The organism is Streptomyces sp. NPDC093149 (assembly GCF_044754145.1).
Classification (GTDB): domain Bacteria; phylum Actinomycetota; class Actinomycetes; order Streptomycetales; family Streptomycetaceae; genus Streptomyces.
Map to the genome: position 1 here is coordinate 1138066 of NZ_JBIVON010000001.1, position 23749 is coordinate 1161814.

A 23749-nucleotide genomic window follows, 5' to 3' on the forward strand; every position below is an offset into this window, starting at 1 on the left:
CTGCGTTGCTGCCGTCACCGGCTCCTCCGTCTGTCGCGGCTCACATGGTGGCACGGTCCGGTCACCGGTCGTCGCCCTCCCTTAGGTGTCGGTCCTATAACGGACGCGAGTGCACTTCTTATACACCCTTGACACCCCAAAAGGTCTAGGCCAAGCTCCCGGTACTGGTCTAAACCATTAAAGACCAGGTCCAGCCCCAGCAGTACTCGTCGAATGTCTTCGCGGTGGGCGGGGTTGCAGTTTCCCTGAGGAGGGTTTGGCGTGAAGCGCAAGCTCATCGCGGCGATCGGCGTCGCAGGCATGTTGGTTTCGATCGCGGCATGTGGTTCGGACGACGACAAGGCCTCGTCGAAGGACCCGAAGGACCGCAAGGAATCGCTCACCGTCTGGCTCATGTCGGACGCGCAGAGCACCTGGCCCGAGCTGGTCAAGGACGTCAACAGCCAGTTCAAGGCGAAGTACCCCAACGTCAAGGTCAACGTTCAGTACCAGACCTGGGCGGACAAGGCCAAGAAGCTCGACGCCGCCCTGGCCGGTGACAAGTTCCCGGACGTGGTGGAGCTCGGCAACACCGAGACCATGACGTACATCCTCAACGGGGCACTCGGCGAGATCGACCCGAAGAAGTACGAGAACTCGGACACCTGGATCAAGGGTCTGAAGGACACCTGCTCCTTCGAGGGCAAGCAGTACTGCGTGCCTTACTACGCGGGCGCCCGCGTCGCCATTTACAACAAGGACATGTTCAAGGCCGGTACCGGCAAGGACACCCTGCCCGCCACGCAGGACGAGCTGTTCACCGCGCTGGACAAGATCGGTGACAAGTACGGCAAGGACAAGGCGTTCTCGCCGCTGTACCTGCCGGGTCGTTACTGGTACGCCGCGATGTCCTACGTCGCTGCCGAGGGCGGCCGGATCGCCAAGTACGACGAGGGCAAGAAGGAGTGGAAGTCCACCCTCTCCACCCCCGAGGCCCAGAAGGGCATCACGGACTTCGTCGAGCTGGTCAAGAAGTACAACCACGGGGACAAGACGAAGGACGAGGCGGACCACGCCAACGTCATGGCCAACGAGAAGACCGCGCTTCTCTACGGCAACGGCTGGGAAGCCGGCAGCGTCGTCGACTCCAAGGCGAACGGCAACCCGAAGCTGGAAGGCAAGATCGTCACGGCGGGTATGCCCGGCCCGAACGGCAAGGCCCTCCCCTCCTTCATCGGCGGTTCCGACCTCGCCACCATCTCCAAGTCGAAGGTCCAGGACCTCGGCGAGGAGTGGATCTCGATGTTCACCAGTGGTAAGTCCGAGGAAGTCCTCGCCTCCAAGAACATCCTTCCGAACAACACCAAGCAGCTCGAGCCGCTGAAGGCCAAGCCGGAGACCGCGGCCATCGCCAACGCCGTGCCGGACGCGTGGTTCACGCCGATCGCCCCGGGCTGGACGGCGATCGAGAAGAAGGAAACGCTCGAGATCATGCTGCTCGACATCATCAAGGGCAAGTCGGTCGCGGACGCCACCAAGGCGGCCGACGCGGAGATCGACTCGATGATCAACAAGGACTCCTGAGCCCCGAGCCCACGGAGTCCGGGCCGGTGAGTTCATGAGCCACCGGCTCGACTGATCATCTGCGGGGGTGGCGGTCCGGAAACGGGCTGCCACCCCCGCCCTCCGGTACCCGGTCCGAAACGGAAGGCAAGCACAATGAGTGCCGCCGACATGAAAGCAGCCGACCCGCCGGTGTCCGTCCCGCGGGCTCCTGAGGGTGAGGATCCTCAGCCCTCGAACGGTGTGACCCGTAAACCGCGGAAGGCCGGCGCTCTGCTGCCGTACCTCCTGATAGCCCCGGCGTTCATCGCCATCGCCGCAGTCTTCGTCTGGCCCTTCATCAAGACGGTCGTCATGTCCTTCCAGGACGTGGGCCGCCGCGAGCTGTGGTCCGGATCGGCTGCCCCCTGGGTGGGCTTCGACCAGTTCACCAACATCCTGGGAGACGCCGAGTTCTGGAACGTCGTCTGGCGGACCATCATCTTCATGCTCGTCTGCGTCGCCGCCACGATGGGCGCCGGGCTGGGCCTCTCCATGCTCATGCAGCGCATGTCCACCTGGGTGCGGCTGCTGCTGACCGCCGCGCTGATCGCGGCCTGGTCGATGCCTCTGCTGGTCGCCACTTCCATCTTCCGGTGGTTCGCGGACTCCGACTACGGCGTCCTCAACATGGTGCTGACCAAGTACTTCGGGATCGACGCACAGGGACACAACTGGTTCCTCGACCCCAAGCAGGGCTTCGTCATCATCGGCGCGGTCGTCGTCTGGGGAGCCCTTCCCTTCGTCTCGGTGACGCTGTACGCCGCGCTGACGCAGGTTCCCAGGGAACTCGAAGAGGCCGCGGCGCTCGACGGCGCCGGCACGGCCGGAATCTTCCGATACGTCACCTGGCCGGTCATCAAGCCCGTCTTCCAGATGGTCGCCACGCTGTCCGTGCTGTGGGACTTCAACGTCTTCGGCCAGATCTTCCTGATGCGGGGCAACAAGCCGGAGCCGGAGTACTCGGTCCTCGGCATCTACTCGTTCGAGAAGGCATTCGAGTCCAACTCGTTCAGCCAGGGCGCTGCCATCTCGCTGATCACGGTCCTGCTGCTGTCCGGCGTCGCCGTGTACTACCTGCGTCAGCTGCTCAAGATCGGAGAGGTCGAGTGAGCGCCTCCACCACCCAGGTCCTCCGCCCGGACCGCAAGAAGAGCCGGCTCGGCTACAACATCGCGGGCCTCGTCGCCTTCGTGCTGATGGCGTTCCCGGTCTACTGGCTGGTCGTCAGTTCCCTGCGGCCGAACGCCGAGATCCGCAGCTACGACCAGACGCTCTGGCCGTCGTCGATCACCTTCGACAACTTCTCCCGGGCCATCAAGCAGCCGAACTTCGGTACGGCCATCGAGTCCAGCCTCATCGTGTGCGGCGTCGCCGTCCTCGGCGGCATGCTGCTCGCCACGATCGCGGCCTTCGCCATCGGCCGGTTCCGGTTCCGCGGACGCAAGTTCTTCATGATCGTGCTGCTCGTCGTGCAGCTGCTGCCCCCGACGGCCATGCTGATCCCCATCTACATCCAGCTCAACGACCTCGGCGGGCTGAACGAGTACTGGGGCGTCATCGTCATCTACCTCGTCTCCACGCTGCCGTTCGCCACATGGATGATCCGCGGATTCGTGATCAACATTCCGCCGGAGCTGGAGGAATCGGCCATGGTCGACGGCTGCAGCCGGATGGGAGCCTTCTGGCGGGTCACCTTCCCGCTCCTGGCTCCCGGGCTCGCGGCCGCCGCGATCTTCTCGCTGATCACCGCGTGGAACGAGTACCTTCTCGCGTACGTCGTCCTCCAGGACAACGACAAGTACACCCTCAATGTCTGGCTGATGAACTTCACCACCTCGCGAGGCATCGACTACGGCGCACTGATGGCGGCTTCGACGCTGATCGCCATCCCGGTAGTGGCCTTCTTCCTGCTGGTGCAGAAGTACATGGCAACCGGTCTCACCTCCGGCGCCGTGAAGGGATAACGCTGCCTCATGACCACCCTGATATCCACCACGGACACCGTCACCCGCGACGCCCTCGCCGTACTGCAGCCCGGATTCACCGGCACCACCGCCCCGGACTGGGTGCTGCGCAGGGTCGACGAAGGACTCGCCTCCGTCGCCCTCTTCGGCCGCAACATCCGCACGGCCGAGCAGGTCTCCGCGCTCACCGCCCAGCTCAGGGCCGTGCGTGACGATGTCCTCGTGGCCATCGACGAGGAGGGCGGCGACGTCACCCGCCTCGAAGTGCGCACCGGCTCCTCCTTCCCCGGCAACCTCGCGCTCGGCCATGTCGACGACGTGGAGCTGACCCGTGCGGTCGCCCAGGAGCTGGGTCGCCGGCTCGCCGAGTGCGGCGTCAACCTCAACTGGGCGCCGTCCGCGGACGTCAACTCCAACCCGGGCAATCCGATCATCGGCGTGCGGTCCTTCGGCGCCGACACCCGGCTCGTGGCCCGGCACACCGCCGCGTACATCGAAGGCCTCCAGGCCGCCGGAGTCGCCGCCTGCACCAAGCACTTCCCCGGTCACGGCGACACCGCGGTCGACTCGCACCACGCGCTGCCGCGCATCGACGTGGACCTGGAGACCCTGCACGCCCGTGAACTGGTGCCCTTCAGGGCGGCCGTCGCCGCGGGTTCCAAGTGCGTGATGAGCGCGCACATCCTGCTGCCCGCGCTCGACCCGGACCGCCCCGGAACCGTGAGCCCGCGGATCCTCACCGGTCTGCTGCGCGAGGAGATGGGCTACGACGGCCTGATCGTCACCGACGCCGTGGAGATGCAGGCCATCGCCGGGACGTACGGCATCGAGCGCGGCTCCGTCCTCGCGATCGCCGCCGGAGCCGACGCCCTGTGCGTCGGCGGCGGTCTTCAGGACGACGCCACGGTGCAGCGGCTGCGCGACGCGCTGGTCGCGGCGGTACGCAGCGGTGAACTCGCGGAGGAGCGTCTCGCGGACGCGGCCGCACGGGTACGTGCCCTCGCGTCGTGGACGCGGGGCGCCCGGGACGGGGCAGGTTCCGAGCCGGGTGCGGCAGCGCAGGAGGGGACCGCGCCCGGCACCGGAATCCGTTCCGACATCGGCCTGGTCGCCGCCCGCCGCGCGGTGCGGGTGACCGGCTCCGCCGAGCCGCTGACCGAGGCCGCGTACGTCGCCGCGTTCACCTCCGCGGCGAACATCGCGGTCGGCGACGAGACGCCGTGGGGCGTCGCCGCGGAGCTGGGCCGGCTGCTGCCGGGCACGCAGACCGACACGTACAGCAGCGAGTCCGAGGAGCTCGTGGCCGCCGTGCTGCGGGCCGCGGGGGAGCGGCGTGTCGTCGTGGTCGTCCGCGACGCCCACCGCCACGCGTGGATGACGGAGGCCCTCGACGCCCTGGTGGCGAAGCGTCCCGACACGGTGGTGGTCGAGATGGGCGTCCCGCAGGCGGCCCCGAGGGGCGCCCTGCACATCGCCACTCACGGCGCGGCCCGCGTCTGCGGACTGGCGGCCGCGGAGATCATCACCGCCGGAACGGGCCACCCCGGGGCCTGAGTACGGGCGTGATGCGGGACGAGGGGCCTCCCCGCCGGCCCGCATCACGCCTCCCCGTGGTCCGCATCACGCCTCCCCGCCGGGCCGGGTCGAGCCCGCCCGGCGGGGAGGGCGCCCGTTCCCACGCCGCGCCTGCGCGCACCGACGGGGCGATGGCCGAGGACGGTCCGCAGGACACGCGTCGGCATACGAGAGGGCCGGGGCGCACCTTTGACGGGTGCGCCCCGGCCCTCTCCCGCGCCAGCCGCGGTCAGGGTCCCGCGTCCGGATCGTGCCGGACTCCGCGAGCCCGGCACGATCCGGACGAGAGGCCCTAAATGCCCTGCCACAGCGGCTTCGACGCGTACGTGGCGCGGAAGTAGTCCGCCAGCTTCAGCTTCGACGCCGCGGCCTCGTCCACCACCACCGTCGCGTGCGGGTGCAGTTGCAGCGCGGACGCGGGCACGATCGAGGCGACCGGCCCCTCGACCGTCTGCGCCACGGCCTCGGCCTTGCCCTCGCCGGTGGCGAGCAGGATCGGGTGCCGGGACTCCAGGATGGTGCCGATGCCCTGGGTGATCACGTGGTGCGGCACCTGCGTGATGTCGTTGTCGAAGAAGCGCGCGTTGTCGATCCGGGTCTGCTCGGTGAGCGTCTTGATCCGGGTACGGGAGGCGAGCGAGGAGCACGGCTCGTTGAAGCCGATGTGCCCGTCCGTGCCGATACCGAGGAGCTGCAGGTCCACCCCGCCGGCCTCGGCCAGCGCCCGGTCGTACGCCTGGCAGGCCGCCGGGATGTCCTCGGCGGAGCCGTCGGGGCCCATGAAGGACGCCTCCGACAGACCGAGCGGTTCGACGACCTCGCGCAGCACCACGGAGCGGTAGGACTCGGGGTGGCCCGCCGGCAGCCCGACGTACTCGTCCAACTGGCAGATCCGGGCGCGCGAGGCGTCCACGGCGCCGGAACGGACCTTGGCCACCAGGGCCTGGTAGATGGGCAGCGGGGTAGAGCCGGTGGCAACGCCGAGAAGGGCGTCGGGCTTGCGGCTCAGCAGCGCGCCGATGGCTTCTGCGATGAGTTCGCCGCCTGCCTTGGCGTCCGGGACGATGACAACTTCCACGCGGGGCCTGCCGATCTGAAGAATTGAATCATGTGGTATAGACCAATCGGGATCCAATCTAGCAGAACCCGACGGCGCGGACACGATGGCCGTACCCGTCCCGGCCGCACCCCGCTGGCGGGCGTCCGGTTCCCCGTGGTCGACTGGGGCGAACGGCGTTCCTGACGCACCGGAACACTCCTGGGAGGCTCGACATGCCCGCCACGTCATCGTCCGAGGAGCGTGAGAAGCCCGGCCGGATCATGTCCGGTGAGATGGCCGAACAGCCCGGAGTGCTGCGCCGGATCCTCGATGAGGGAGCCTCCGCGATCCGCGAGGTGGCCGCCGGGATCGCGGCGAGGAAGCCGCGCTTCGTCCTCCTCACCGCCCGCGGTACGTCGGACAACGCCGCGCTCTACGCCAAGTACCTGTTGGAGATCCGGCTCGGTCTGCCCTGCGGACTCACCTCCATGTCCACCACGACCGCGTACGGCGCGAAGCCCGACCTCAGGGACGTGCTGGTCGTCACCGTCAGCCAGTCCGGCGGCTCGCCCGACCTGGTGGCCTCCACCCGGGCCGCCCGCGAGGCCGGCGCGATCACCCTGGCCGTCACCAACAACCCGGATTCACCGCTGGCCGCCGTCTCCGAGTACCACATCGACATCCTTGCGGGCCCCGAGAAGGCCCTCCCCGCCACCAAGACCTACACGGCGTCGCTGCTGTCCCTCTACCTCTTCGTGGAGGGGCTGAGCGGCGGCGACGGTGCGGCCGCCGCGATCCTGCCGGAGCGGGCCGAGTCGATCCTGGCCCGCAGGGACGAGGTCAGGGCGCTGGCCGCGCGCTACCGCTTCGCCGAGCGCATGGTCATCACCTCGCGCGGCTACGGCTACCCCACGGCCAAGGAGGCAGCGCTGAAGCTGATGGAGACCAGCTACATCCCCGCTCTCTCCTATTCCGGCGCCGATCTGCTGCACGGGCCGCTCGCCATGGTCGACAACATCTCCCCGGTGATCGCGGTCGTCACCGACGGCCGGGGCGGCGAGGCGCTGCAGCCGGTCCTGGACCGGCTGCGCGGCCGTGGCGCGGATCTGTTCGTGGTCGGCCCCGAGGCTCAGGTGGCGGCGGCGTCCGCGGGCTTCGCGCTGCCGACGGCCGGGGTCGCCGAAGAGGTCCAGCCGATTCTGGAGATCCTGCCGCTGCAGCTGCTGGCGTACGAGGTGACGATCGCCCGTGGCCAGGACCCGGACGCGCCCCGCGCGCTGGCCAAGGTCACCGAGACCCACTGATCGCGCGACGGGCCCGTGGAACACCCGCGGGCCACGGCGCCGGAGCGGGACCCTCAGCCCGTCCGGCACCGCAGCCCGGAGTTGAGACCGACCACCATCTGGGGGCGGTCTGCTCGGCCGGCGGTGTGCGGTGCCCCCGGCCGGGGAGAGGTGCTCGCGCGGTCAGGGCAGAGAGCGCGGGTACCTCGATCCACTCTCCTGTGCGGGGAGAGCGGAAGCTCTGTCTGAGCATTGTGGACTAGACCATTCGTCCCTGTCCATCCGTCGGAGCACCGCAATTTTCCGGGCCTCCTCCCCTGACACGTACGCCCGGGGCGTACGGTTCGGAGCCATTGCCCATCCGCGGGTACGCTCGCACACGTGCCCTCCATGAACGACCTCGTCCGCCAGCACACAGCCCTCAGCGACACCGACCTGGAGTGGCTGCACCTGCTGGTCTCGGAGTGGCAGCTGCTCTCCGACCTGTCCTTCGCCGACCTCGTGCTGTGGGTTCCCACCCGGGACGGCACCCGCTACGTGTCCGTGGCCCAGATGCGGCCCAACACCGGCCCCACCTCCTACCAGGACGACATGGTCGGCCACTTGGTGCCACGCGGCCGCCGTCCCCTGCTCGACGCGGCGCTGGACGAGGGCCGGATCGTGCGCGAGGGCGACCCGGAGTGGCGCGAGGAGGTGCCGGTACGGGTCGAGTCGATCCCGGTGCGGCGCGAGGGCCGGGTTCTCGGCGTCATCGCCCGCAACACCAACCTCCTGACCGTCCGTACCCCGTCCCGGCTGGAACTCACCTACCTCCAGTCGGCCTCCGACCTGGCTCAGATGATCGCCGCCGGGGCCTTCCCGTTCCCCGGCCAGCAGGTCGACATGGACGCCTCGCCGCGCGTCGGCGACGGGCTGATCAGGCTCGACGCCGACGGGGTCGTCCAGTACGCCAGCCCCAACGGCCTCTCCGCCTACCACCGCCTCGGCCTCGCCTCCGACCTGGTCGGCCAGCATCTGGGCGGGATCACCGCCGAGCTCGCCCCCTCCCGGGGCCCGGTGGACGAGGCCCTGGTCAAACTCGCCAGCGGCTACGCGCCCCGGGAGTTCGAGGTCGAGTGCGCGGGCGGGGTGATCCAGCTCCGGGCGATTCCGCTCAAGCCCAAGGGCGTCCGGATCGGCTCCCTGGTCCTGCTCCGGGACGTCACCGAACTGCGTCGCCGCGAGCGGGAGTTGATCACCAAGGACGCCACCATCCGGGAGATCCACCACCGGGTGAAGAACAACCTCCAGACCGTTGCCGCCCTGTTGCGGCTCCAGGCCCGCCGGATGGACTCGGTGCGAGGCCGTGAGGCGCTCAACGAGGCGGTACGGCGCGTCGGTTCGATCGCCATCGTGCATGAGACGCTGTCCCAGAATCTGGACGAGCGGGTGGAGTTCGACGAGATCGCCGACCGGGTCATCGCGATGGTCGCCGAGATCTCGCCGGGCAAGGTCACCTGCCGCCGGACGGGACGCTTCGGCATCCTCGACGCCGAAGTGGCCACCCCGCTGGCGATGGTGCTCACCGAGGTCCTGCAGAACGCGCTGGAACACGCCTTCACCCTCGCCGAGTCCGGCACGGTCGACGTGTCGGCGGTACGCGGCGGTTCCTCCGCCGGGACACGGTTGCTGATCACGGTTCAGGACGACGGCTGCGGTCTGCCCGAGGGCTTCGACCCGCAGCGTGCCGGCAACCTGGGACTGCAGATCGTGCGGACGCTGGTGGAGGGCGAGTTGAGCGGGACCTTCGGAATGATCCCGGCCCCTGAGCGCGGCACCAGGGTCGTCCTCGACATCCCGGTCCGGGCCGAGAAGTAACCCCGGCCGCGATTGACGCGAACACAGCAGTGAGCCCGGACCGTTGATCACGGTCCGGGCTCACTGTTCATGCATGCGCTTCGGGGGGTACTGCGCGCTGCGACTCGGGGGCGGGGTTGTGCGTACGCGCTGTACGCGCCGCCTGGCTGAGGCTCGTAGCGGTGGCGTCGGATCAGGCGCTGGCGTTACGCGCCCGGTTGCGAGCGGCACGGCGCTTCATGGCGCGGCGCTCGTCCTCGCTGAGGCCACCCCAGACGCCGGAGTCCTGGCCGGACTCGAGCGCCCACTGCAGGCACTGCTCCATGACGGGGCAGCGACGGCAGACGGCCTTGGCTTCCTCGATCTGCAGCAGCGCAGGACCGGTGTTGCCGATGGGGAAGAACAGCTCGGGGTCTTCCTCACGACAAACGGCGTTGTGACGCCAGTCCATGGCTGCTACCTCTCCTTGGTATTACATACTGTGCTTGTGAATGTGAACGCTTTCACGAATCCCCCCGCGATCAACGGGCCGACGCCCAGATGAACTGGTTGTGGTCCTGTGGATTGAGGAGGGGTTCTGGCTCTCAGTGGAGGCCGTTGTTGCGGGCCGTCCCGATCGCCATGTAGAGATTCGCAAACCTCGGCGGCGGATACAACCCCTTCCGGAAACTTTTTTTTGATTCCTCGGTGTCGACTAGGTCACAGCCGTACTTCTATGGGGTGGAGTCCAGCCCAAACGTTCGAGTTAAAGGACTTTGGTCACTTCCACTCACACAATCACACGCAGTGCACGGCGTACGCCTGTGAACGTCACACTGGTGCGCACTCCCAGATGGTCGCCGTCCATCTGAAAGGGCAGTGGCACCTTTGAATGCAAGGTGAAGTCCGTGAGGTCATGAAGTGAAACGGCATGCTTCCCGGCCGGGCCCTTCTCGGGGCTCGAAGTCAGCAGCTGGGTGCCGTACCGGGCGACGGCCGCGGTGGAGAGCCGCTTCAGTCCGAGCACGTCCAGGCCGGTGTCGAACGTGGCCTTGGGGGACGCGTACATGGGGCGATTCCCCAGGTAGGTCCAGGGGGCCGTGTTGGAGATTATCGACAGTGCAAGATCGGTCACAGGCGGTTGTCCGGGTGTCTCCAGCGTGATTGCCCCATGTCTGCGGTGCGGTTCCTCCAGGAATTGCCGGACGAACTGGCGGACATACAGCGCATGCGTGGAACGCTTACCCGATTCGCGTTTCTGTTCGACCCGGCCGACCACGCCCGCGTCGAATCCGAGTCCGGCGCAGAAAGTGAACCAGCGTTCCGGGATCGACTCGTCCGCGGTGCCGGGGGTGCCGGCCGCCAGTCCCAGGCCGACCGTGCGTTCGGTCCGGTTGGCGAGCGCGTCCAGGATCGCGCCGGTCGCCTCCACCGCGTCGTTGGGCAGGCCGAGGGCGCGCGCGAAGACATTGGTGGAGCCGCCGGGGACCACCGCGAGGCTCGGCAGGTTGTCCAGGTCGGGGCCGCTGTGGAGCAGGCCGTTGACGACCTCGTTGACCGTGCCGTCGCCGCCCAGGGCGACCACCAGGTCGATCTCCCCGGAGTCCGCGGCCCGACGGCCCAGGTCCCGGGCGTGGCCCCGGTACTCGGTGGTCACGGCCTCCAGCTTCATCTCGCTGGCCAGTGCGTGGATGAGCACATCACGCGTCCGCGCACTGGTGGTGGTAGCAGCTGGATTGACCACAAGGAGTGCGCGCATGACGGCCAGACTACCTACCGAGTGGTATCGCTCTGAACTCCCGCCCCATGGCCTTCACACTCGGTGACGGACCGGGTGCGGTGGGGCGAGGGGTGGTCGTCCGTTCCCGCGCCATTGCGACCCCCGGCTTCGCTTTCGCGGTGGCGGGATGCCAACCTGCAAGGGTGAGTACTCAGCAGAACACGCCCTCCGAGCCGCCCTCCGAGTCGCTTTCGGAGTCGCCCGCGCCCTCGGTCGGACCGGCGAAGCCGAGCAGGATCACGCTCGTGGCCGGGCTCAACGCCCTGGAAGGGGCGGCGCTCGTCGTCGGCGGGATCTACATGCTGGTGATGGGGCTGCTGGGGCGCCCCGAGAGCCCGCAGCAGGCGGAGATGGGCGGCCTCACGCTGATCGCGCTCGGCCTGATCCCGCTGATCGCCGCACGTGGCCTGCTGCTGCGGCGCAGCTGGAGCCGCGGCCCCGCGCTCATCACGCAGATCATCGGGCTTCCGGTGGCCTGGACCCTGCTGAGGTCCCACGGCGTGCTGATCCCGGCCGGGATCGTCCTCGCGGCGGTGGTCCTGACGGCGCTCTATCAGCTGGTCAGGCCGACGACGATCGACGAACTGGGTATTCGCCGGCCGGGCACCACGCCGGACGCCTGAGAGCCTGTCGGGTGGCCTCCGGCCGGGCGGCCACGCCCCGGCACGCACGCTTTCCGCGTCGTCGTCGGTCGCCGAGGCTCCTTCCCCGAGCTCTCAGCTGCGTTCGAGCAGGGGAGACCCCATCCGACTCCCTCCTCGGCCTAGGAATCGCACGCACCGGACCGCGCCCGCCATCCGGTCCGAGGCCACCCGACAGACTCTGAGCCACGGGAGCCGTCGGCCGCCGTGGCGCATGAGCGGGCCGTTTCACCCCGGCTGTCACGCCCGCGACCCGACCGCCGCACCCGATGGCCCGGCCGCCGCCTCAAAACCGCACGCACCGGATCGCGCCCGCCATCCGGTCCGAGGCCACCCGACAGGCTCTGAGCCACGGGAGCCGTCGGCCGCCGGGGCGCGTGAGCGGGCCGTTTCACCTCGGCTGTCACGCCCGCGACCCGACCGCCGCACCCGATGGCCCGGCCGCCGCCTGCCGGGCGGGCGCGAGCCGCTGCCCGTGCCCAGCCGCCGCCCGAGCCGGCTGTTCCGCGGCGACTGCCCGACGCACGGAGTCGGCGTTCGCGTCGGCTCCGCGCGTCGGGCGTCGGACCCTCGCCCCGCCTCTCCCGCCCTACTCCTCGACGAGCAGCCGCTCACGCAGCTGCGCCAGGGTGCGGGCCAGTAGTCGCGAGACGTGCATCTGCGAGATGCCGACCTCCTGGGCGATCTGCGACTGGGTCATGTTGCCGAAGAACCGCAGCAGCAGGATCCGCTTCTCGCGCGGCGGCAGGTCCTCCAGCAGCGGTTTGAGCGACTCCCGGTACTCGACGCCCTCCAGCGCCTCGTCCTCGGAGCCCAGAGTGTCCGCCACCGCGGGCGACTCGTCGTCCGTGTCCGGCACGTCCAGCGAGAGCGTGCTGTACGCATTGGCCGATTCCAGGCCCTCCAGGACCTCTTCCTCGGAGATGCCCAGTCGCTCCGCCAGCTCGTGCACCGTCGGCGAGCGGCCATGCTGCTGGGAGAGTTCGGCGGTGGCCGTGGTGAGGGAGAGCCGCAGCTCCTGGAGCCGGCGCGGCACCCGGACCGCCCAGCCCTTGTCACGGAAGTGGCGCTTGATCTCGCCGACGACCGTGGGTGTCGCGTACGTCGAGAACTCGACGCCTCGGTCCGGGTCGAACCGGTCGACCGACTTGATCAGCCCGATCGTGGCGACCTGGGTCAGGTCGTCCAGCGGCTCGCCGCGATTGCGGAACCGGCGGGCCAGGTGCTCCACGAGCGGCAGATGCATCCGCACCAGCCGATTGCGCAGCTCCGCCTTCTCGGCCGATCCGTCGGGAAGTCCGCGCAGTTCGACGAACAGCGCCCGCGCCCCGCTGCGGTCGTGTGGATCGTGGTGCCCGTGCTCGCTCATCTGGCCTGCCCGCTCCGCCTGCGACTGCTCCAACGCGACCGTGGGGCCCGCAGGCCCGTCCGCCCCGTCCTCCGGATGGGGCAGGGCCTGCTGCTCCGGGATGCCCGCTGCGCGCACCACCCCTGGTCGGATCGTCTCGTCCCGCACAGGACCGTCCCCGTTCCCGTTGCTCACGCCGGCCCGGGTCCCGCGCCGCGCTGTTTGTACAGGCTGATGCTGACCGTGCGGTCGTCGGCGACCGAGGAGTCGACCTTGCCGGCCAGCGCGGAGAGCACCGTCCAGGCGAAGGTGTCGCGCTCCGGCGCCCGGCCGTCCGTCGTCGGCGCCGACACCGTCACCTCGAGAGAATCCTCGATGAGCCGGAAGACGCAGCTGAGGACGGAGCCCGGCACGGCCTGCTGGAGCAGGATCGCGCAGGCCTCGTCGACGGCGATGCGGAGATCCTCGATCTCGTCGAGCGTGAAGTCCAAGCGCGCTGCGAGACCGGCCGTGGCCGTACGCAGCACTGACAGGTAGGCACCCGCAGCGGGCAGCCGGACCTCTACGAAGTCCTGATTCCCGGGCTCGCCTGCGATCTGGGACACCCTCACCTCCAAGGTGGCACAAACTCTTTCGAGGGTCCGGGAAGGGTGCCCCGGAGCCATGCGGTACGTCTTCGGTTCTGGTCCGGCGACGCTATCGCGATCCATGATGCCGTGTCGCCGGGCCCCAAGGCCTGCCCGCGGATCGCGAACGGACGGCCCCAGCCCATGGGTGTCACTCATGGTAAGCCCATGAGTACACACGGTGGCTAGGGGTCTGCGGAGGTCAATTACGAACAACCGGCGCCGGATTGACGTACCCGGACGTCAGACGATCGAACCGTCCACGAAGCACCAGCGCCAGCTTTCGCCGGGCTCGAAGCTCCGCATCACCGGATGACCGGTCTCCTTGAAGTGGGCGGTGGCGTGCTGCAGTGGTGACGAATCGCAGCAGCCGACATGGCCGCAGACGAGGCAGAGTCGCAACTGCACCGGGTGGGTGCCCGCCGCGAGACAGCCGGTACAGGTCTCGCTGAGCGGGGCCGGTTCGGGGTGCGGCAGTTCGGACAGGTGCGGGCAGTCACTCATGATTGTCAGGTTACGACGGATGTGAGGACCGTGAGATGGACGCATTGCCTCTGGTGGCACTGGTCGCAGCCAGTGCGGCTGTCGCGGGGGCCGCGCGCCGCACCCCCGTGCCGGCCCCCCTCCTGCTGGTCACTGCGGGGCTGATCGCCTCGTATCTGCCCGGGGTGCCGACGTACACCCTGGACGCGCACGTCGTTCTTCCGCTGTTGCTGCCGCCGCTGCTCTACACGGCGGCGGTCGACAGCTCGTATCTCGATCTGCGGGCCAATGTCCGGCCGGTCGCGCTGCTCTCCGTCGGGTACGTGCTGTTCGCGACCGCGGCGGTCGGCTGGCTCGCGTACCGCCTCGTGCCCGATCTGCCGCCCACCGCCGCGCTGGTGCTCGGCGCGGTGGTCGCCCCGCCGGACGCCGTCACGGCCGCCGCGATCGCCCGCCGGGTCGGGCTGCCCGCCCGGGTCACGACGATCCTGCAGGGCGAGTCCCTGGTGAACGACGCCACCGCGATCACCGCTTACAAGGTGGCGCTCGCCGCCGCCGTCGGCGAGGGCATGAGCTGGGGCGCCGGGATCGGTGAATTCCTCCTCGCGGCCGTCGGCGGTGTCGCGGTCGGCCTGGCGCTGATGGTGCCGCTGCACTGGCTCCGTACGCACCTCAAGGAGGCGCTGCTGCAGAACACGCTGTCCCTGCTGATCCCCTTCGTGGCGTACGCGGCGGCGGAGCGCGTGCACGCCTCCGGGGTGCTCGCCGTGGTCGTCGTCGCGCTCTATCTGGGTCACCGGGCCTGGCAGGTCGACTTCGCGACCCGGCTCCAGGAGGCCGCCGTCTGGAAGATGGTCGCGTTCATCCTGGAGTCCGCGGTCTTCGCGCTGATCGGGCTCCAACTGCCCTTCGTACTGAAGGGGCTGGGTGCGTACGCCGTGGCGGACGCCCTCTGGTACGCGCTCGCTGTGTTCCTCGCCGTCGTCGTGGTCCGCTTCGTCTGGGTCTACCCCGCGACGTATCTGCCCAGATGGCTGTCGAAACGGATCAGGGAGCGCGAGCCCGGCACGGACTGGAAGGCACCGCTGATCGTCGGCTGGGCCGGTATGCGCGGGGTCGTCTCGCTCGCCATCGCCTTCTCCATCCCGATGGTCACGACCGGCGGGCAGGCCTTCCCGGCCCGCAACCTCGTGCTGTTCCTGACCTTCACCACCGTCATCGGCACCCTCGTCATCCAGGGGCTCAGCCTGCCGCTGCTGGTGCGTGTCCTCAGGCTTCCGGGGCGCGACGCGACGGCACAGACACTGGCGGAGGCGCAGGCGCAGAGCGAGGCGTCCGCAGCCGCCGAGGCACGCCTGGAGGAGCTCCTCACCGACCGGCGCAACGCCCTGCCCGGACCGCTCACCGACCGGCTGCGCGCCGTCCTGGAGCGCCGCCGCAACGCCGTGTGGGAGCGTCTCGGCACCGCCAACCCGGTGACCGGGGAGTCGGCGGACGACACGTACCGGCGTCTGGCCGGGGAGATGATCGAGGCCGAGCGCGCGGTCTTCGTACGGCTGCGGGACGAGCGGCGGATCGACGACGAGATGCTCCGCACGCTGCTCAGACGGCTCGACCTGGAGGAGGCGGCGGCCTACCGGGAGGAATCGAGCGCGCCCTGACGGGGGCGTCTACGGCCGGCCCGTGACGACGGCCGCGACCGTGGTTCCCGCGGGGAAGGCGCCCTCCTCGGTGAGCGTGGTGAGCGCGTACAGCAACTTCGCGACGTAGAGCCGCTCGACGGGCAGCCCGTGCCGCTGCTCGAAGTCGTCCGCGAAGGCGTGCAGCGGCGGGGTCGTACGGGCGTATCCGCCGAAGTGGAAGCGTTCGTCCAGGGACCACGACCCGGCCGCCCCGCCGAACGCCTCCTGCTGCAGTTCCCGTACCGCGTCGCCGAGGAATCCGCCGCGCAGCACCGGGACGCCGAGGGCGCGCTGCCCCGGCGCGAGACCGGCGGCGAGACCGGCGAGGGTGCCGCCGGTACCGCAGGCCACCGCGACCACATCGGCCCTGCCGCGCAGCTCATGGCCCAGCTCCGTGCAGCCCTGTGCGGCCGCGGCGTTGCTCCCGCCCTCCGGGATGACGCAGCACTCCCCGTAGGTGCTCAGCAGCCCCGCCAGGACCTCCGGATCGGCCTTGGCGCGGTACGTCCTGCGGTCCATGAAATGCAGGGTCATCCCGTCGGCGGCGCACCGGGCCAGCGAGGGGTTGAGGGGGCGGTCGGCGAGTTCGTCGCCGCGTACGACCCCGACGGTGGGGAAACCGAGCAGCCGCCCGGCGGCGGCGGTGGCCCGCAGATGGTTGGAGTACGCGCCCCCGAAAGTCAGCACGGTGCGCCCGGCGGCGGCCCGCAGATTGGGGGAGAGTTTGCGCCATTTGTTGCCCGGGAGATCGGGGTGGATCAGATCGTCCCGCTTGAGCAGCAGCCGTACGCCGCGGCGCGCGAAGCGTTCGTCCTCGGCCGGTTGCAGAGGTGACGGGAGCACCGGCCGCAGGCGGGACAGGTCGAGCGCTTCGGAAGGCATGACGCCATTGTCGCCGTGCCGCACCGGGCCGGGCCGGACAGGGGCGGGTACGGGGCACTTCAGGCGGTCGGGGATCCGGTCCCGCACGGAGTCCGTCGTGAAGCCGCGTGGACCGATCCTGCCGGGTGCCGCTCCTGGTGGCCGACCGTCCGTGTCGGTCTCGTCGGTGGAGGGGAGACGCTTCTCGGCGACGACGGCGCGCAGCGCGTCGGCGTCGCCGAGTCCGGCGTGGTCGGCCCTGCCGTGGCGACCGGATGGATCCGGCCGTTCTCGGCGATCACGCCGTGTCGCTCTCCGGGCCGTCCCCGGGCCGGTGGTTCGGATCGCGAGCCGGTCGATCCGCTCGGACCCCGCGAGAACGGGCCGGGTTCAGTCCTGCGCGAGCCACAGGTCGGGGCCGAAGACCTCGTAGTGGATGCCGGCTGCCGGGACCCCCTTGGCCAGCAACTGACCGCGCACGGTGCGCATGAAGGGCAGCGGACCACAGAGGTAGGCGTGGGTGCCCGGGGCGATCGCGAGGTCGCTCAGGTCGACCGGTCCGGTGCGATCGGCGCGGTGGCCGGGCTCCGGGTTCTCGTACCAGAAGTGGGCGGCGGCGTCGGCGAGTTTGCCGGTCAGCAGGGCGTGGTCCGTGCGCAGCGCGTGGTCGGCGGGGGAGCGGTCGCCGTGCACGACGGTGACCGGGGCGCGGTGGCCGGTCGCCGCGAGGTGTTCCAGCATCGAGAGCATCGGGGTGCAGCCGATGCCCGCGGAGGCGAGCAGCAGCGGGGCGTCCGTGGAGTCGAGCACGAGGTCGCCGTACGGGGCGGAGACCCGCAGTCGGTCACCGGCCGCGACCTCGGCGTGGAGATGGCGGGAGACCTCACCGTCGGGCGATCCGCCGCCGTGCACCCGCTTGACGGTGATCGAGCGCAGCGGCGAACCCGGGGCGCTGGAAAGGCTGTACTGGCGGATCTGGCGGGCGCCGTCGGGGAGTTCCACCTGCACGGAGACGTACTGACCGGGGCGGAAGGCGGGGGCGGGGGAGCCGTCGGCCGGCCGGAGCTGGAAGGTGGCGACGTCCGCGGTCTCCTCGACCCGGGCGACCACCTCCCATTCGCGCCACACGTCCCCGTCGACGATGCCCTGCTGCGCGTACAGCCGCTCCTCGATCGAGATCAGGGCGCCCGCCATCAGCCAGTAGACCTCGTCCCAGGCGGCGGCGACCTCCGGGGTGACCGCGTCGCCGAGGATCTCGGCGATGGCGGCGAACAGATGCGTGTGCACGATGTCGTACTGCGCGGGGGTGATGCCGAGCGAGGCGTGCTTGTGGGCGATCCGGCCGAGCATGACGTCGGGTCGGGTGTCCGGCTGCTCGACCAGCAGGGTCGCGAAGGCGGCGATGGAGCCCGCGAGAGCCTGGCGCTGGGCGCCGGACGCCTGGTTGCCGCGGTTGAAGAGGTCGCGGAGCAACTCGGGGTGGGCGTCGAAGAGCTTGCGGTAGAAGAGATCGGCGATGTCCCCGATGGCCGCCCCCACGGCGGGGAGGGTGGCGCGGACAGTGGCGGTCGACGTCTCGGAGAGCATCTGTGGACTCCTGAATCTGGAATTGGTATTTGAGATTCTTATTTTTGGGCGGCGTGGAGCCGGGTGGTGGCGCCTGTGGTGTGGTGTGCGGTGGTCCGGTCCCGGGTCAGCCGGGGGCCGGGCGGCGGCTGCTGATGCCGATCAGCAGTGGTCCGGTGGGGGAGGCGACGAGTTCGGTGACGGTGATCGGGTCGAGCGAGGCGTAGAAGGCCTCCTCGGCCAGGCGCAGCGCGCCGCGCAGTCTGCAGGCCGCGCGCAGGGGGCATGGGACGGAGCCCTCGCAGTCGACGACGTCGCCGGGCCCTTCGAGCTCCCGGACGAGTGCGCCGATGGAGGCGGACCGGCCCGCTCCGGTGAGACTGAGTCCGCCGCCGCGGCCCCGGCGTGCCTCGATGAGGCCGAGATGCTGGAGCTTGGCGACGACCTTCGCGGTGTGGGTGTACGGCACCTCCATGGTGGCCGCCACCTCCCGCGTGGTCGGCGGATCCTCGTTCTCCACGACGGCGAGGCGCATCAGCACGCGCAGCGCCACGTCGGTGAATCTCGTCAGCCGCATGACGGCCACGCTAGATAACTTGCATCGAGGATGCAAATTAATGCCGCCCGTGGGCATCGCTGAGCGTCGTGCCCAGCCCAAAGCCGATTAGTCGCACTCATTTGTGTAATGGCGTGCCGACTCTCCGTGCTGAAAGGCTTCTTCGCGCAGGTCGACCAATGATCGAAAGGGCGTCACATGTCCGTTGGTGAAGAGGTTCAGAACGCGCCGGTGCCGCCGCAGCAGAGTCTGGGCACGGCGGCGGCGCGGAACCTCGCGACGACCACCAAGTCCGCTCCGCAGATGCAGGAGATCAGCTCGCGGTGGCTGCTGAAGATGCTGCCGTGGGTCCAGGTGCAGGGCGGCACGTACCGGGTGAACCGGCGGCTGAGCTACTCGGTGGGGGACGGCCGGGTGACCTTCGTGCAGACCGGTGACCGGGTCGCGGTCATCCCCGCCGAGCTCGGAGAGCTTCCGGCTCTGCGGGACTTCGGTGACGAAGAGGTGCTCGGCGAGCTCGCCCGGCGGTGCGAGCAGCGCGACATCGCCGCCGGCCAGGTGCTGGCCGCCACCGGGGACGCGGCGGACCGCGTCTTCCTGCTGGCGCACGGCAAGGTCGAGAAGGTCGGCACCGGCCGGTACGGGGACGAGACGGTGCTCGGGGTCCACGCCGACGGGGCCTACTTCGGCGACCACGCCCTGATCGACGGCGACGCCGTGTGGGAGTACACCGCCCGCGCCGTCACCGACTGCAAGGTGCTGACGCTCCGGCGGGCGGATGTGCTCAACCTCGCGGAGCGCGCGGGCTCGCTCCGCGCCCATCTCGCCGGACTGCTCAGCGTCCCGCGGCAGCGCACCAACAAGTACGGCGAGGCGGAGATCGGCCTCTCCGCCGGCCATGTCGGCGAGGCCGTCGTCCCGCACACGTACGTCGACTACGAGGCGGCGCCGCGCGAGTACGAGCTGAGCGTCGCCCAGACCGTGCTGAAGGTCCACAGCCGGGTCGCCGACCTCTACAACCAGCCGATGAACCAGACCGAGCAGCAGTTGCGGCTCACGGTCGAGGCGCTGCGCGAGCGCCAGGAGCACGAACTGATCAACAACCGCGAGTTCGGTCTGCTCAACAACTGCGACTACGGGCAGCGCCTCCAGCCGCACGACGGTGTGCCCGGCCCCGACGACATGGACGAACTGCTGTCGCGCCGCCGCGGCTCGAAGCTCTTTCTCGCCCACCCGAAGGCCATCGCCGCATTCGGCCGCGAGTGCAACAAGCGCGGTCTGGTGCCGGAGACCGTGGACGTCGGCGGACACCGTGTGCCGGCCTGGCGGGGCGTACCGATCTTCCCGTCCGACAAGATCCCGGTCAGCGACGCCAGGACCACGTCGATCATCTGCATGAGGACGGGCGAGGACGACCAGGGCGTGATCGGTCTCCACCAGACCGGCATCCCGGACGAGATCGATCCCAGTCTGTCCGTCCGCTTCATGGGCATCGACGAGCAGGCGATCATCTCCTACCTGGTGACGGCCTACTACTCCGCGGCCATCCTCGTGCCGGACGCTCTCGGCGTGCTGGAAAACGTCGAGGTCAGCCGTCGGCGGTAGATCCTCGGGGCCCGGACGCCGGTGTCCGGGCCCCGTCAACCTCCGCCACCGGGCAGCCGTGCCCGGGGCGGCCTCGGGAGGACGTCCCAGTGAAGACCCATCACGCACCCCCATCACCCACCCCCCGGGCCCCGGGGGACGACGATCCGGCCGCCCGGGGCCGCCGGGGCCCGAAGGCCCCGGCACCCCACCCGGCCGCGCAGGGGCAGGAGGCCACGGCCCTTCTCGAACAGGCCCGGGTCCTCGTCGATCCCCAACTGCGCGCCGCCGTCGAGTCCTTGCCCGGGTCGCTGCGCCGGGTGGCGATGTACCACTTCGGCTGGCAGGAGGCCGACGGCACCCCGTCCGCGACGCGGGCGGGCAAGGCGATCAGACCCGCGCTCGTCCTCGCCGCCGCCCGCGCACTGGGCGGCGATCCGCAACGGGCGCTCCGGGCCGCCGTCGCAGTGGAGCTGGCGCACAACTTCACCCTGCTGCACGACGACATCATCGACGAGGACCGGACCCGTCGGCACCGGCCCACCGCCTGGGCGGTCTTCGGCATCCCGGACGCGGTCATCGCCGGCGACGCCATGCTCGCCCTCGCCCAGCGGCTGCTGGCCGAGGACACCGATCCGGCCTCGGCCCGTGCCTCGGCAAGACTCTCGGCCTGTGTCATCGAGCTGTGCGCGGGCCAGCAGGCCGACTGCGCCTTCGAGGACCGAGGTCCGGACGAGGTGTCGCTCGACGAGTGCCTGACCATGGCCACCGCCAAGACGGGCGCGCTGCTCGGCTGCGCCTGCGCGCTGGGAGCCCTGTACGCCGGCGCGGGGGAGCGGGCGGTCGGCGCGCTGGACGGCTTCGGCCGGGAGGCCGGTCTCGCCTTCCAGCTCATCGACGACCTGATCGGCATCTGGGGGGATCCGGCGCAGACCGGGAAACCGGTCGGGGCGGATCTCGTCGCCCACAAGAAGTCCCTGCCCGTGGTCGCCGCACTGACCTCCGCCACCCCCGCGGCGGCCGAACTCGCCGAGCTCTACCGGGGATCCATGAACACACCCGCCGAGGTCGCCCGCGCCGCCGACGCCGTCGACCGGGCCGGCGGCCGGGACTGGGCACAGATCAGCGCTGCGGACCGGATGGCCCGCGCGGTCCACCATCTGTCCCGGGCGGTACCCGACCTGGCCCCGGCGGGCGACCTTCTGACCCTGGCGGAATTCGTCACCCGCCGGACGCACTGAGCCGGACGCAGCGAGCCGGACGCATCGAGCCGGGGGCGGAGAGGAGGAGGCGGCAGACGCGGCGGCGGAGGCGGCGGTACTCCGAAGGGGAGCGGAGGGCGCGGAGCGAGGAAGGGGACGGGGGGAAGGGGGAAGGGGGGAACGGAGCAAGGAGCCGAGGTCACGAGGCCCGTGAGGTGAAGAGGAGGGCGACCGGGCGACTGTCATGGGCACGGGCTACAGTCCGTGCCCATGACAGATGAGTCATGGGCAGGGTGGTACCGGGACCGGCAGGGTTCCGACGCGGTCATCCTCACCACCGACGGACAGCAACTCCGCCTCCGGATCAGGGGCATCGACTTCGAGGGCGAGAGCTTCGACGGCCTCACACCGGTGGCCGGCACTCCACCGGCCGACGGCCTGTTCGCCCTGGTGGACGGCGCGCTGGGCGACTGCGTCCTGGAGTGGGACCTGCCGCTCCCGGTCCTCTGGGACGAAGTCGTCCACCAGGCCACGCTCAGCTGCCTGTTGTCGCTGCGCCGCCCCGATCCGTACCTCCATCTGGAGCTGCAGTTCGGCGGGGCCGCCTACGGATCCCACCGCGCGGAGAGCGACTTCGCGTCCGCCCTCGCCACGATCCAGCGCACCCTGCCGCCCGGGGTGCGCCTCCAGACCTGCATCGCCTGCGCCTTCTCCGACTACTTCCCGGCCCCCGGCCGGGGCCTTTCCGGTGGTCTCGCCTGCTTCCGGGGTGCCAAGGACGCCTACCGTGGGGCAGCCGGTGAGAGCGATGTCGTGGACCTGTGGGACCGGCGCACCGGATTCGTCCAGGAGATCTGGAGCTGCCGCGAGTACGAGCCCCGCCCGGACCGGGGTGCGGGCACCGGCCATCGGGGCGCGTTCCCGCTGGAGTTGGCCTGACCCTCCTTGTCCCACCGCTGAAACCGTCCCGTCCCGTACCGGAACCGATCCGGTGCGGGACGGTTTCGTTGTTCCGGGCCCCGAGGGTCTCCGCCCGCCGCGAGGCCCCGGACGCTGCCGCCCACGGGGTTCCCGTAGGGGTGCCCGATGCGATGGTGCGAAGACCTGCCCGGCGCCCGCCGGAATCTTGTCGGCTCTCCATTGTTCTACTAGCATGCGAACAATGGAGGTTTTCATGATGCGTAAGAACCTGGGCCGCGCGACGCTCGTCGCCCTGCCGTTCCTGCTGGCGCTCGTCGCCGACCTGGTCCTGTTCGCCGCCTTCCGCGACCGGTTGCCCGGACAGCCGGCCAGCCACTTCCGGGCCGATGGCCGGGCGAACGGGTACATGGGGCAGACGGGGCACGTCGTGGTCGACGTTCTGCTGTTCGCTGTGATCGGGACGCTGTGGACCCTCATGGTGGTGCGGGGGAAGTTCCACGGGCGCGCCCACCGTCGGCTGACCGCCGGTGGTTATGCCTTCGCCGGATTCCTCGGCTGGGTGATGGCCGCCGTGCTGATCGCCAACGTGGATGCCGCCGAGAACGCGCAGGGCGACGCCCAGGGGGTGTCGCTCCCGATGTGGCAGCTCGCCGTCGCCCTGGGGGTCGCCGTGCTCGCCTGGGGGCTGGGGCTGGCGATGGCCGGGCTCGCCCCCGTACCGGAGCCGTCGGCCACGACCGTGCCGGCCATGGACGAAGCGCGGATCACGCTTGCCGACGGGGAGGTCGCCGGATGGGCGCGCGGTATCGGCAGCTGGTGGCTGCCACTGATCGCGCTCGCGCTCGTGGTCGGCGGAGTCGTGCTGCTGTTCGTCTCGGGCTGGGCGGTCGCGATCCCGCCGCTGCTCCTCGGAGTGCTGATGGCCGGCTTCGCCCGCCCGTACGTGGTGGTGGACCGGCGCGGCATCACCGTCTCGGGCATGCTCCCCTGGCCGCGCCTGAGGGTGCCGCTCGACCGGATCGAGACGGTGACCAGCCGGCACATCAACCCCCTCACGGAGTACGGCGGCTGGGGCTACCGCATCCGCCCGGGGCGGACCGGTGTCGTGATCCGCTCCGGTGAGGGCATCGTGGCGACGCTGGCGGGCGGCCGGGACTTCGCGGTGACCGTCGACGACTCGGCGACCGCGGCCGCACTCCTCAACACCCTGATCGACCGGCGACGGGCGGAGCGCTGACC

At 70.2% G+C, this 23749-nt stretch carries 21 protein-coding genes; 12 read left to right on the forward strand and 9 right to left on the reverse strand.

What is annotated here, in order from left to right; all coding sequences use genetic code 11:
• Positions 1 to 261 precede the first annotated feature (261 nt).
• From ACIQCZ_RS05355 to ACIQCZ_RS05370, 4 genes are all read left to right on the forward strand, one after another.
• A complete protein-coding gene (locus tag ACIQCZ_RS05355; protein ID WP_402279863.1) occupies positions 262 to 1563 on the forward strand; it encodes a sugar ABC transporter substrate-binding protein in 1302 nt (433 codons plus the stop codon).
• Between the two features lie 135 nt (positions 1564 to 1698).
• Positions 1699 to 2694: a carbohydrate ABC transporter permease gene (locus ACIQCZ_RS05360; protein ID WP_391741671.1), complete on the forward strand. Its 996-nt coding sequence runs from the start codon at positions 1699 to 1701 to the stop codon at positions 2692 to 2694.
• Positions 2691 to 3548 (forward strand): carbohydrate ABC transporter permease, encoded by an 858-nt coding sequence (locus ACIQCZ_RS05365; RefSeq protein ID WP_402279865.1) that lies wholly within the window; start codon positions 2691 to 2693, stop codon positions 3546 to 3548. Before ACIQCZ_RS05360 ends, ACIQCZ_RS05365 begins: the two co-directional genes overlap by 4 nt.
• A 9-nt stretch (positions 3549 to 3557) precedes the next feature.
• Positions 3558 to 5102, forward strand: coding sequence for a glycoside hydrolase family 3 protein (locus ACIQCZ_RS05370; RefSeq protein ID WP_402279866.1), 1545 nt, complete (start codon positions 3558 to 3560; stop codon positions 5100 to 5102).
• A gap of 313 nt (positions 5103 to 5415) precedes the next feature.
• Here ACIQCZ_RS05370 and nagB read toward each other — a convergent pair whose 3' ends face one another.
• Entirely contained in the window at positions 5416 to 6201 is a 786-nt protein-coding gene (nagB, locus tag ACIQCZ_RS05375) for a glucosamine-6-phosphate deaminase (protein ID WP_402279868.1), read from the reverse strand.
• A gap of 194 nt (positions 6202 to 6395) precedes the next feature.
• Here nagB and ACIQCZ_RS05380 point away from each other — a divergent pair, with 194 nt between their 5' ends.
• Both ACIQCZ_RS05380 and ACIQCZ_RS05385 read left to right on the forward strand, forming a co-directional pair.
• Positions 6396 to 7466 (forward strand): SIS domain-containing protein, encoded by a 1071-nt coding sequence (locus ACIQCZ_RS05380; RefSeq protein WP_402279869.1) that lies wholly within the window; start codon positions 6396 to 6398, stop codon positions 7464 to 7466.
• 369 nt (positions 7467 to 7835) lie between these two features.
• Positions 7836 to 9302 (forward strand): histidine kinase N-terminal domain-containing protein, encoded by a 1467-nt coding sequence (locus ACIQCZ_RS05385; protein ID WP_351078638.1) that lies wholly within the window; start codon positions 7836 to 7838, stop codon positions 9300 to 9302.
• A 172-nt stretch (positions 9303 to 9474) separates the two neighbouring features.
• Here the strand turns inward: ACIQCZ_RS05385 and ACIQCZ_RS05390 are convergent, their stop codons facing one another.
• Positions 9475 to 9732 (reverse strand): WhiB family transcriptional regulator, encoded by a 258-nt coding sequence (locus ACIQCZ_RS05390; RefSeq protein ID WP_003953983.1) that lies wholly within the window; start codon positions 9730 to 9732, stop codon positions 9475 to 9477.
• A 318-nt stretch (positions 9733 to 10050) separates the two neighbouring features.
• Positions 10051 to 11019, reverse strand: a complete 969-nt coding sequence (locus ACIQCZ_RS05395) for a diacylglycerol/lipid kinase family protein (RefSeq protein ID WP_402279870.1) — start codon at positions 11017 to 11019, stop codon at positions 10051 to 10053.
• Between the two features lie 266 nt (positions 11020 to 11285).
• Between ACIQCZ_RS05395 and ACIQCZ_RS05400 the strand changes: the two genes are divergently transcribed.
• Positions 11286 to 11663 (forward strand): hypothetical protein, encoded by a 378-nt coding sequence (locus ACIQCZ_RS05400; protein WP_351078641.1) that lies wholly within the window; start codon positions 11286 to 11288, stop codon positions 11661 to 11663.
• Positions 11664 to 12270: 607 nt separating this feature from the next.
• Here ACIQCZ_RS05400 and ACIQCZ_RS05405 read toward each other — a convergent pair.
• The 3 genes from ACIQCZ_RS05405 to ACIQCZ_RS05415 form a co-directional block, all read right to left on the reverse strand.
• Positions 12271 to 13224, reverse strand: a complete 954-nt coding sequence (locus tag ACIQCZ_RS05405; protein ID WP_376219169.1) for an RNA polymerase sigma factor SigF — start codon at positions 13222 to 13224, stop codon at positions 12271 to 12273.
• A complete protein-coding gene (locus ACIQCZ_RS05410; protein ID WP_073781878.1) occupies positions 13221 to 13634 on the reverse strand; it encodes an anti-sigma regulatory factor in 414 nt (137 codons plus the stop codon). Before ACIQCZ_RS05410 ends, ACIQCZ_RS05405 begins: the two co-directional genes overlap by 4 nt.
• Positions 13635 to 13898: 264 nt before the next feature.
• Positions 13899 to 14159, reverse strand: a complete 261-nt coding sequence (locus ACIQCZ_RS05415; protein WP_402279872.1) for a UBP-type zinc finger domain-containing protein — start codon at positions 14157 to 14159, stop codon at positions 13899 to 13901.
• 35 nt (positions 14160 to 14194) lie between these two features.
• Here ACIQCZ_RS05415 and ACIQCZ_RS05420 point away from each other — a divergent pair, with 35 nt between their 5' ends.
• Positions 14195 to 15799 carry a Na+/H+ antiporter gene (locus tag ACIQCZ_RS05420; protein WP_402279873.1) on the forward strand — a complete coding sequence of 535 codons (1605 nt, stop codon included), beginning with the start codon at positions 14195 to 14197 and terminating at the stop codon, positions 15797 to 15799.
• A gap of 9 nt (positions 15800 to 15808) precedes the next feature.
• On the opposite strand, the gene ACIQCZ_RS05425 is transcribed toward ACIQCZ_RS05420, so the two are convergent.
• From ACIQCZ_RS05425 to ACIQCZ_RS05435, 3 genes are all read right to left on the reverse strand, one after another.
• Positions 15809 to 16702: a 1-aminocyclopropane-1-carboxylate deaminase/D-cysteine desulfhydrase gene (locus ACIQCZ_RS05425; protein ID WP_402279875.1), complete on the reverse strand. Its 894-nt coding sequence runs from the start codon at positions 16700 to 16702 to the stop codon at positions 15809 to 15811.
• Positions 16703 to 17071: 369 nt separating this feature from the next.
• The gene (locus ACIQCZ_RS05430) at positions 17072 to 18268 is read right to left on the reverse strand and encodes a globin domain-containing protein (protein WP_402279876.1); all 1197 of its coding nucleotides are present in this window, start codon (positions 18266 to 18268) and stop codon (positions 17072 to 17074) included.
• A 106-nt stretch (positions 18269 to 18374) separates the two neighbouring features.
• Positions 18375 to 18824, reverse strand: coding sequence for an RrF2 family transcriptional regulator (locus ACIQCZ_RS05435; RefSeq protein ID WP_376219182.1), 450 nt, complete (start codon positions 18822 to 18824; stop codon positions 18375 to 18377).
• 177 nt (positions 18825 to 19001) lie between these two features.
• Between ACIQCZ_RS05435 and ACIQCZ_RS05440 the strand changes: the two genes are divergently transcribed.
• The 4 genes from ACIQCZ_RS05440 to ACIQCZ_RS05455 all read left to right on the forward strand — a co-directional run bounded on the left by ACIQCZ_RS05440 (position 19002) and on the right by ACIQCZ_RS05455 (position 23747).
• Positions 19002 to 20408, forward strand: a complete 1407-nt coding sequence (locus tag ACIQCZ_RS05440) for a family 2B encapsulin nanocompartment shell protein (protein ID WP_402279879.1) — start codon at positions 19002 to 19004, stop codon at positions 20406 to 20408.
• 89 nt (positions 20409 to 20497) lie between these two features.
• The gene (locus tag ACIQCZ_RS05445) at positions 20498 to 21628 is read left to right on the forward strand and encodes a family 2 encapsulin nanocompartment cargo protein polyprenyl transferase (RefSeq protein WP_402279880.1); all 1131 of its coding nucleotides are present in this window, start codon (positions 20498 to 20500) and stop codon (positions 21626 to 21628) included.
• Between the two features lie 231 nt (positions 21629 to 21859).
• Positions 21860 to 22528: a DUF6304 family protein gene (locus ACIQCZ_RS05450; protein WP_402279882.1), complete on the forward strand. Its 669-nt coding sequence runs from the start codon at positions 21860 to 21862 to the stop codon at positions 22526 to 22528.
• 235 nt (positions 22529 to 22763) lie between these two features.
• Positions 22764 to 23747, forward strand: a complete 984-nt coding sequence (locus tag ACIQCZ_RS05455) for a DUF1648 domain-containing protein (protein WP_402279884.1) — start codon at positions 22764 to 22766, stop codon at positions 23745 to 23747.
• The last annotated feature ends 2 nt before the right edge of the window (positions 23748 to 23749 follow it).

Coding starts and splice junctions, on each gene's coding strand:
- ACIQCZ_RS05420 (WP_402279873.1), top strand. CDS start 14,195: ATGGACGCATTGCCTCTGGTGGCACTGGTCGCAGCCAGTGCGGCTGTC.
- ACIQCZ_RS05455 (WP_402279884.1), top strand. CDS start 22,764: ATGATGCGTAAGAACCTGGGCCGCGCGACGCTCGTCGCCCTGCCGTTC.
- ACIQCZ_RS05435 (WP_376219182.1), bottom strand. CDS start 18,824: ATGCGGCTGACGAGATTCACCGACGTGGCGCTGCGCGTGCTGATGCGC.
- ACIQCZ_RS05385 (WP_351078638.1), top strand. CDS start 7,836: ATGAACGACCTCGTCCGCCAGCACACAGCCCTCAGCGACACCGACCTG.
- ACIQCZ_RS05390 (WP_003953983.1), bottom strand. CDS start 9,732: ATGGACTGGCGTCACAACGCCGTTTGTCGTGAGGAAGACCCCGAGCTG.
- ACIQCZ_RS05440 (WP_402279879.1), top strand. CDS start 19,002: ATGTCCGTTGGTGAAGAGGTTCAGAACGCGCCGGTGCCGCCGCAGCAG.
- ACIQCZ_RS05450 (WP_402279882.1), top strand. CDS start 21,860: ATGACAGATGAGTCATGGGCAGGGTGGTACCGGGACCGGCAGGGTTCC.
- ACIQCZ_RS05380 (WP_402279869.1), top strand. CDS start 6,396: ATGCCCGCCACGTCATCGTCCGAGGAGCGTGAGAAGCCCGGCCGGATC.
- ACIQCZ_RS05370 (WP_402279866.1), top strand. CDS start 3,558: ATGACCACCCTGATATCCACCACGGACACCGTCACCCGCGACGCCCTC.
- ACIQCZ_RS05395 (WP_402279870.1), bottom strand. CDS start 11,019: ATGCGCGCACTCCTTGTGGTCAATCCAGCTGCTACCACCACCAGTGCG.
- ACIQCZ_RS05360 (WP_391741671.1), top strand. CDS start 1,699: ATGAGTGCCGCCGACATGAAAGCAGCCGACCCGCCGGTGTCCGTCCCG.
- ACIQCZ_RS05430 (WP_402279876.1), bottom strand. CDS start 18,268: ATGCTCTCCGAGACGTCGACCGCCACTGTCCGCGCCACCCTCCCCGCC.
- ACIQCZ_RS05415 (WP_402279872.1), bottom strand. CDS start 14,159: ATGAGTGACTGCCCGCACCTGTCCGAACTGCCGCACCCCGAACCGGCC.
- ACIQCZ_RS05425 (WP_402279875.1), bottom strand. CDS start 16,702: ATGCCTTCCGAAGCGCTCGACCTGTCCCGCCTGCGGCCGGTGCTCCCG.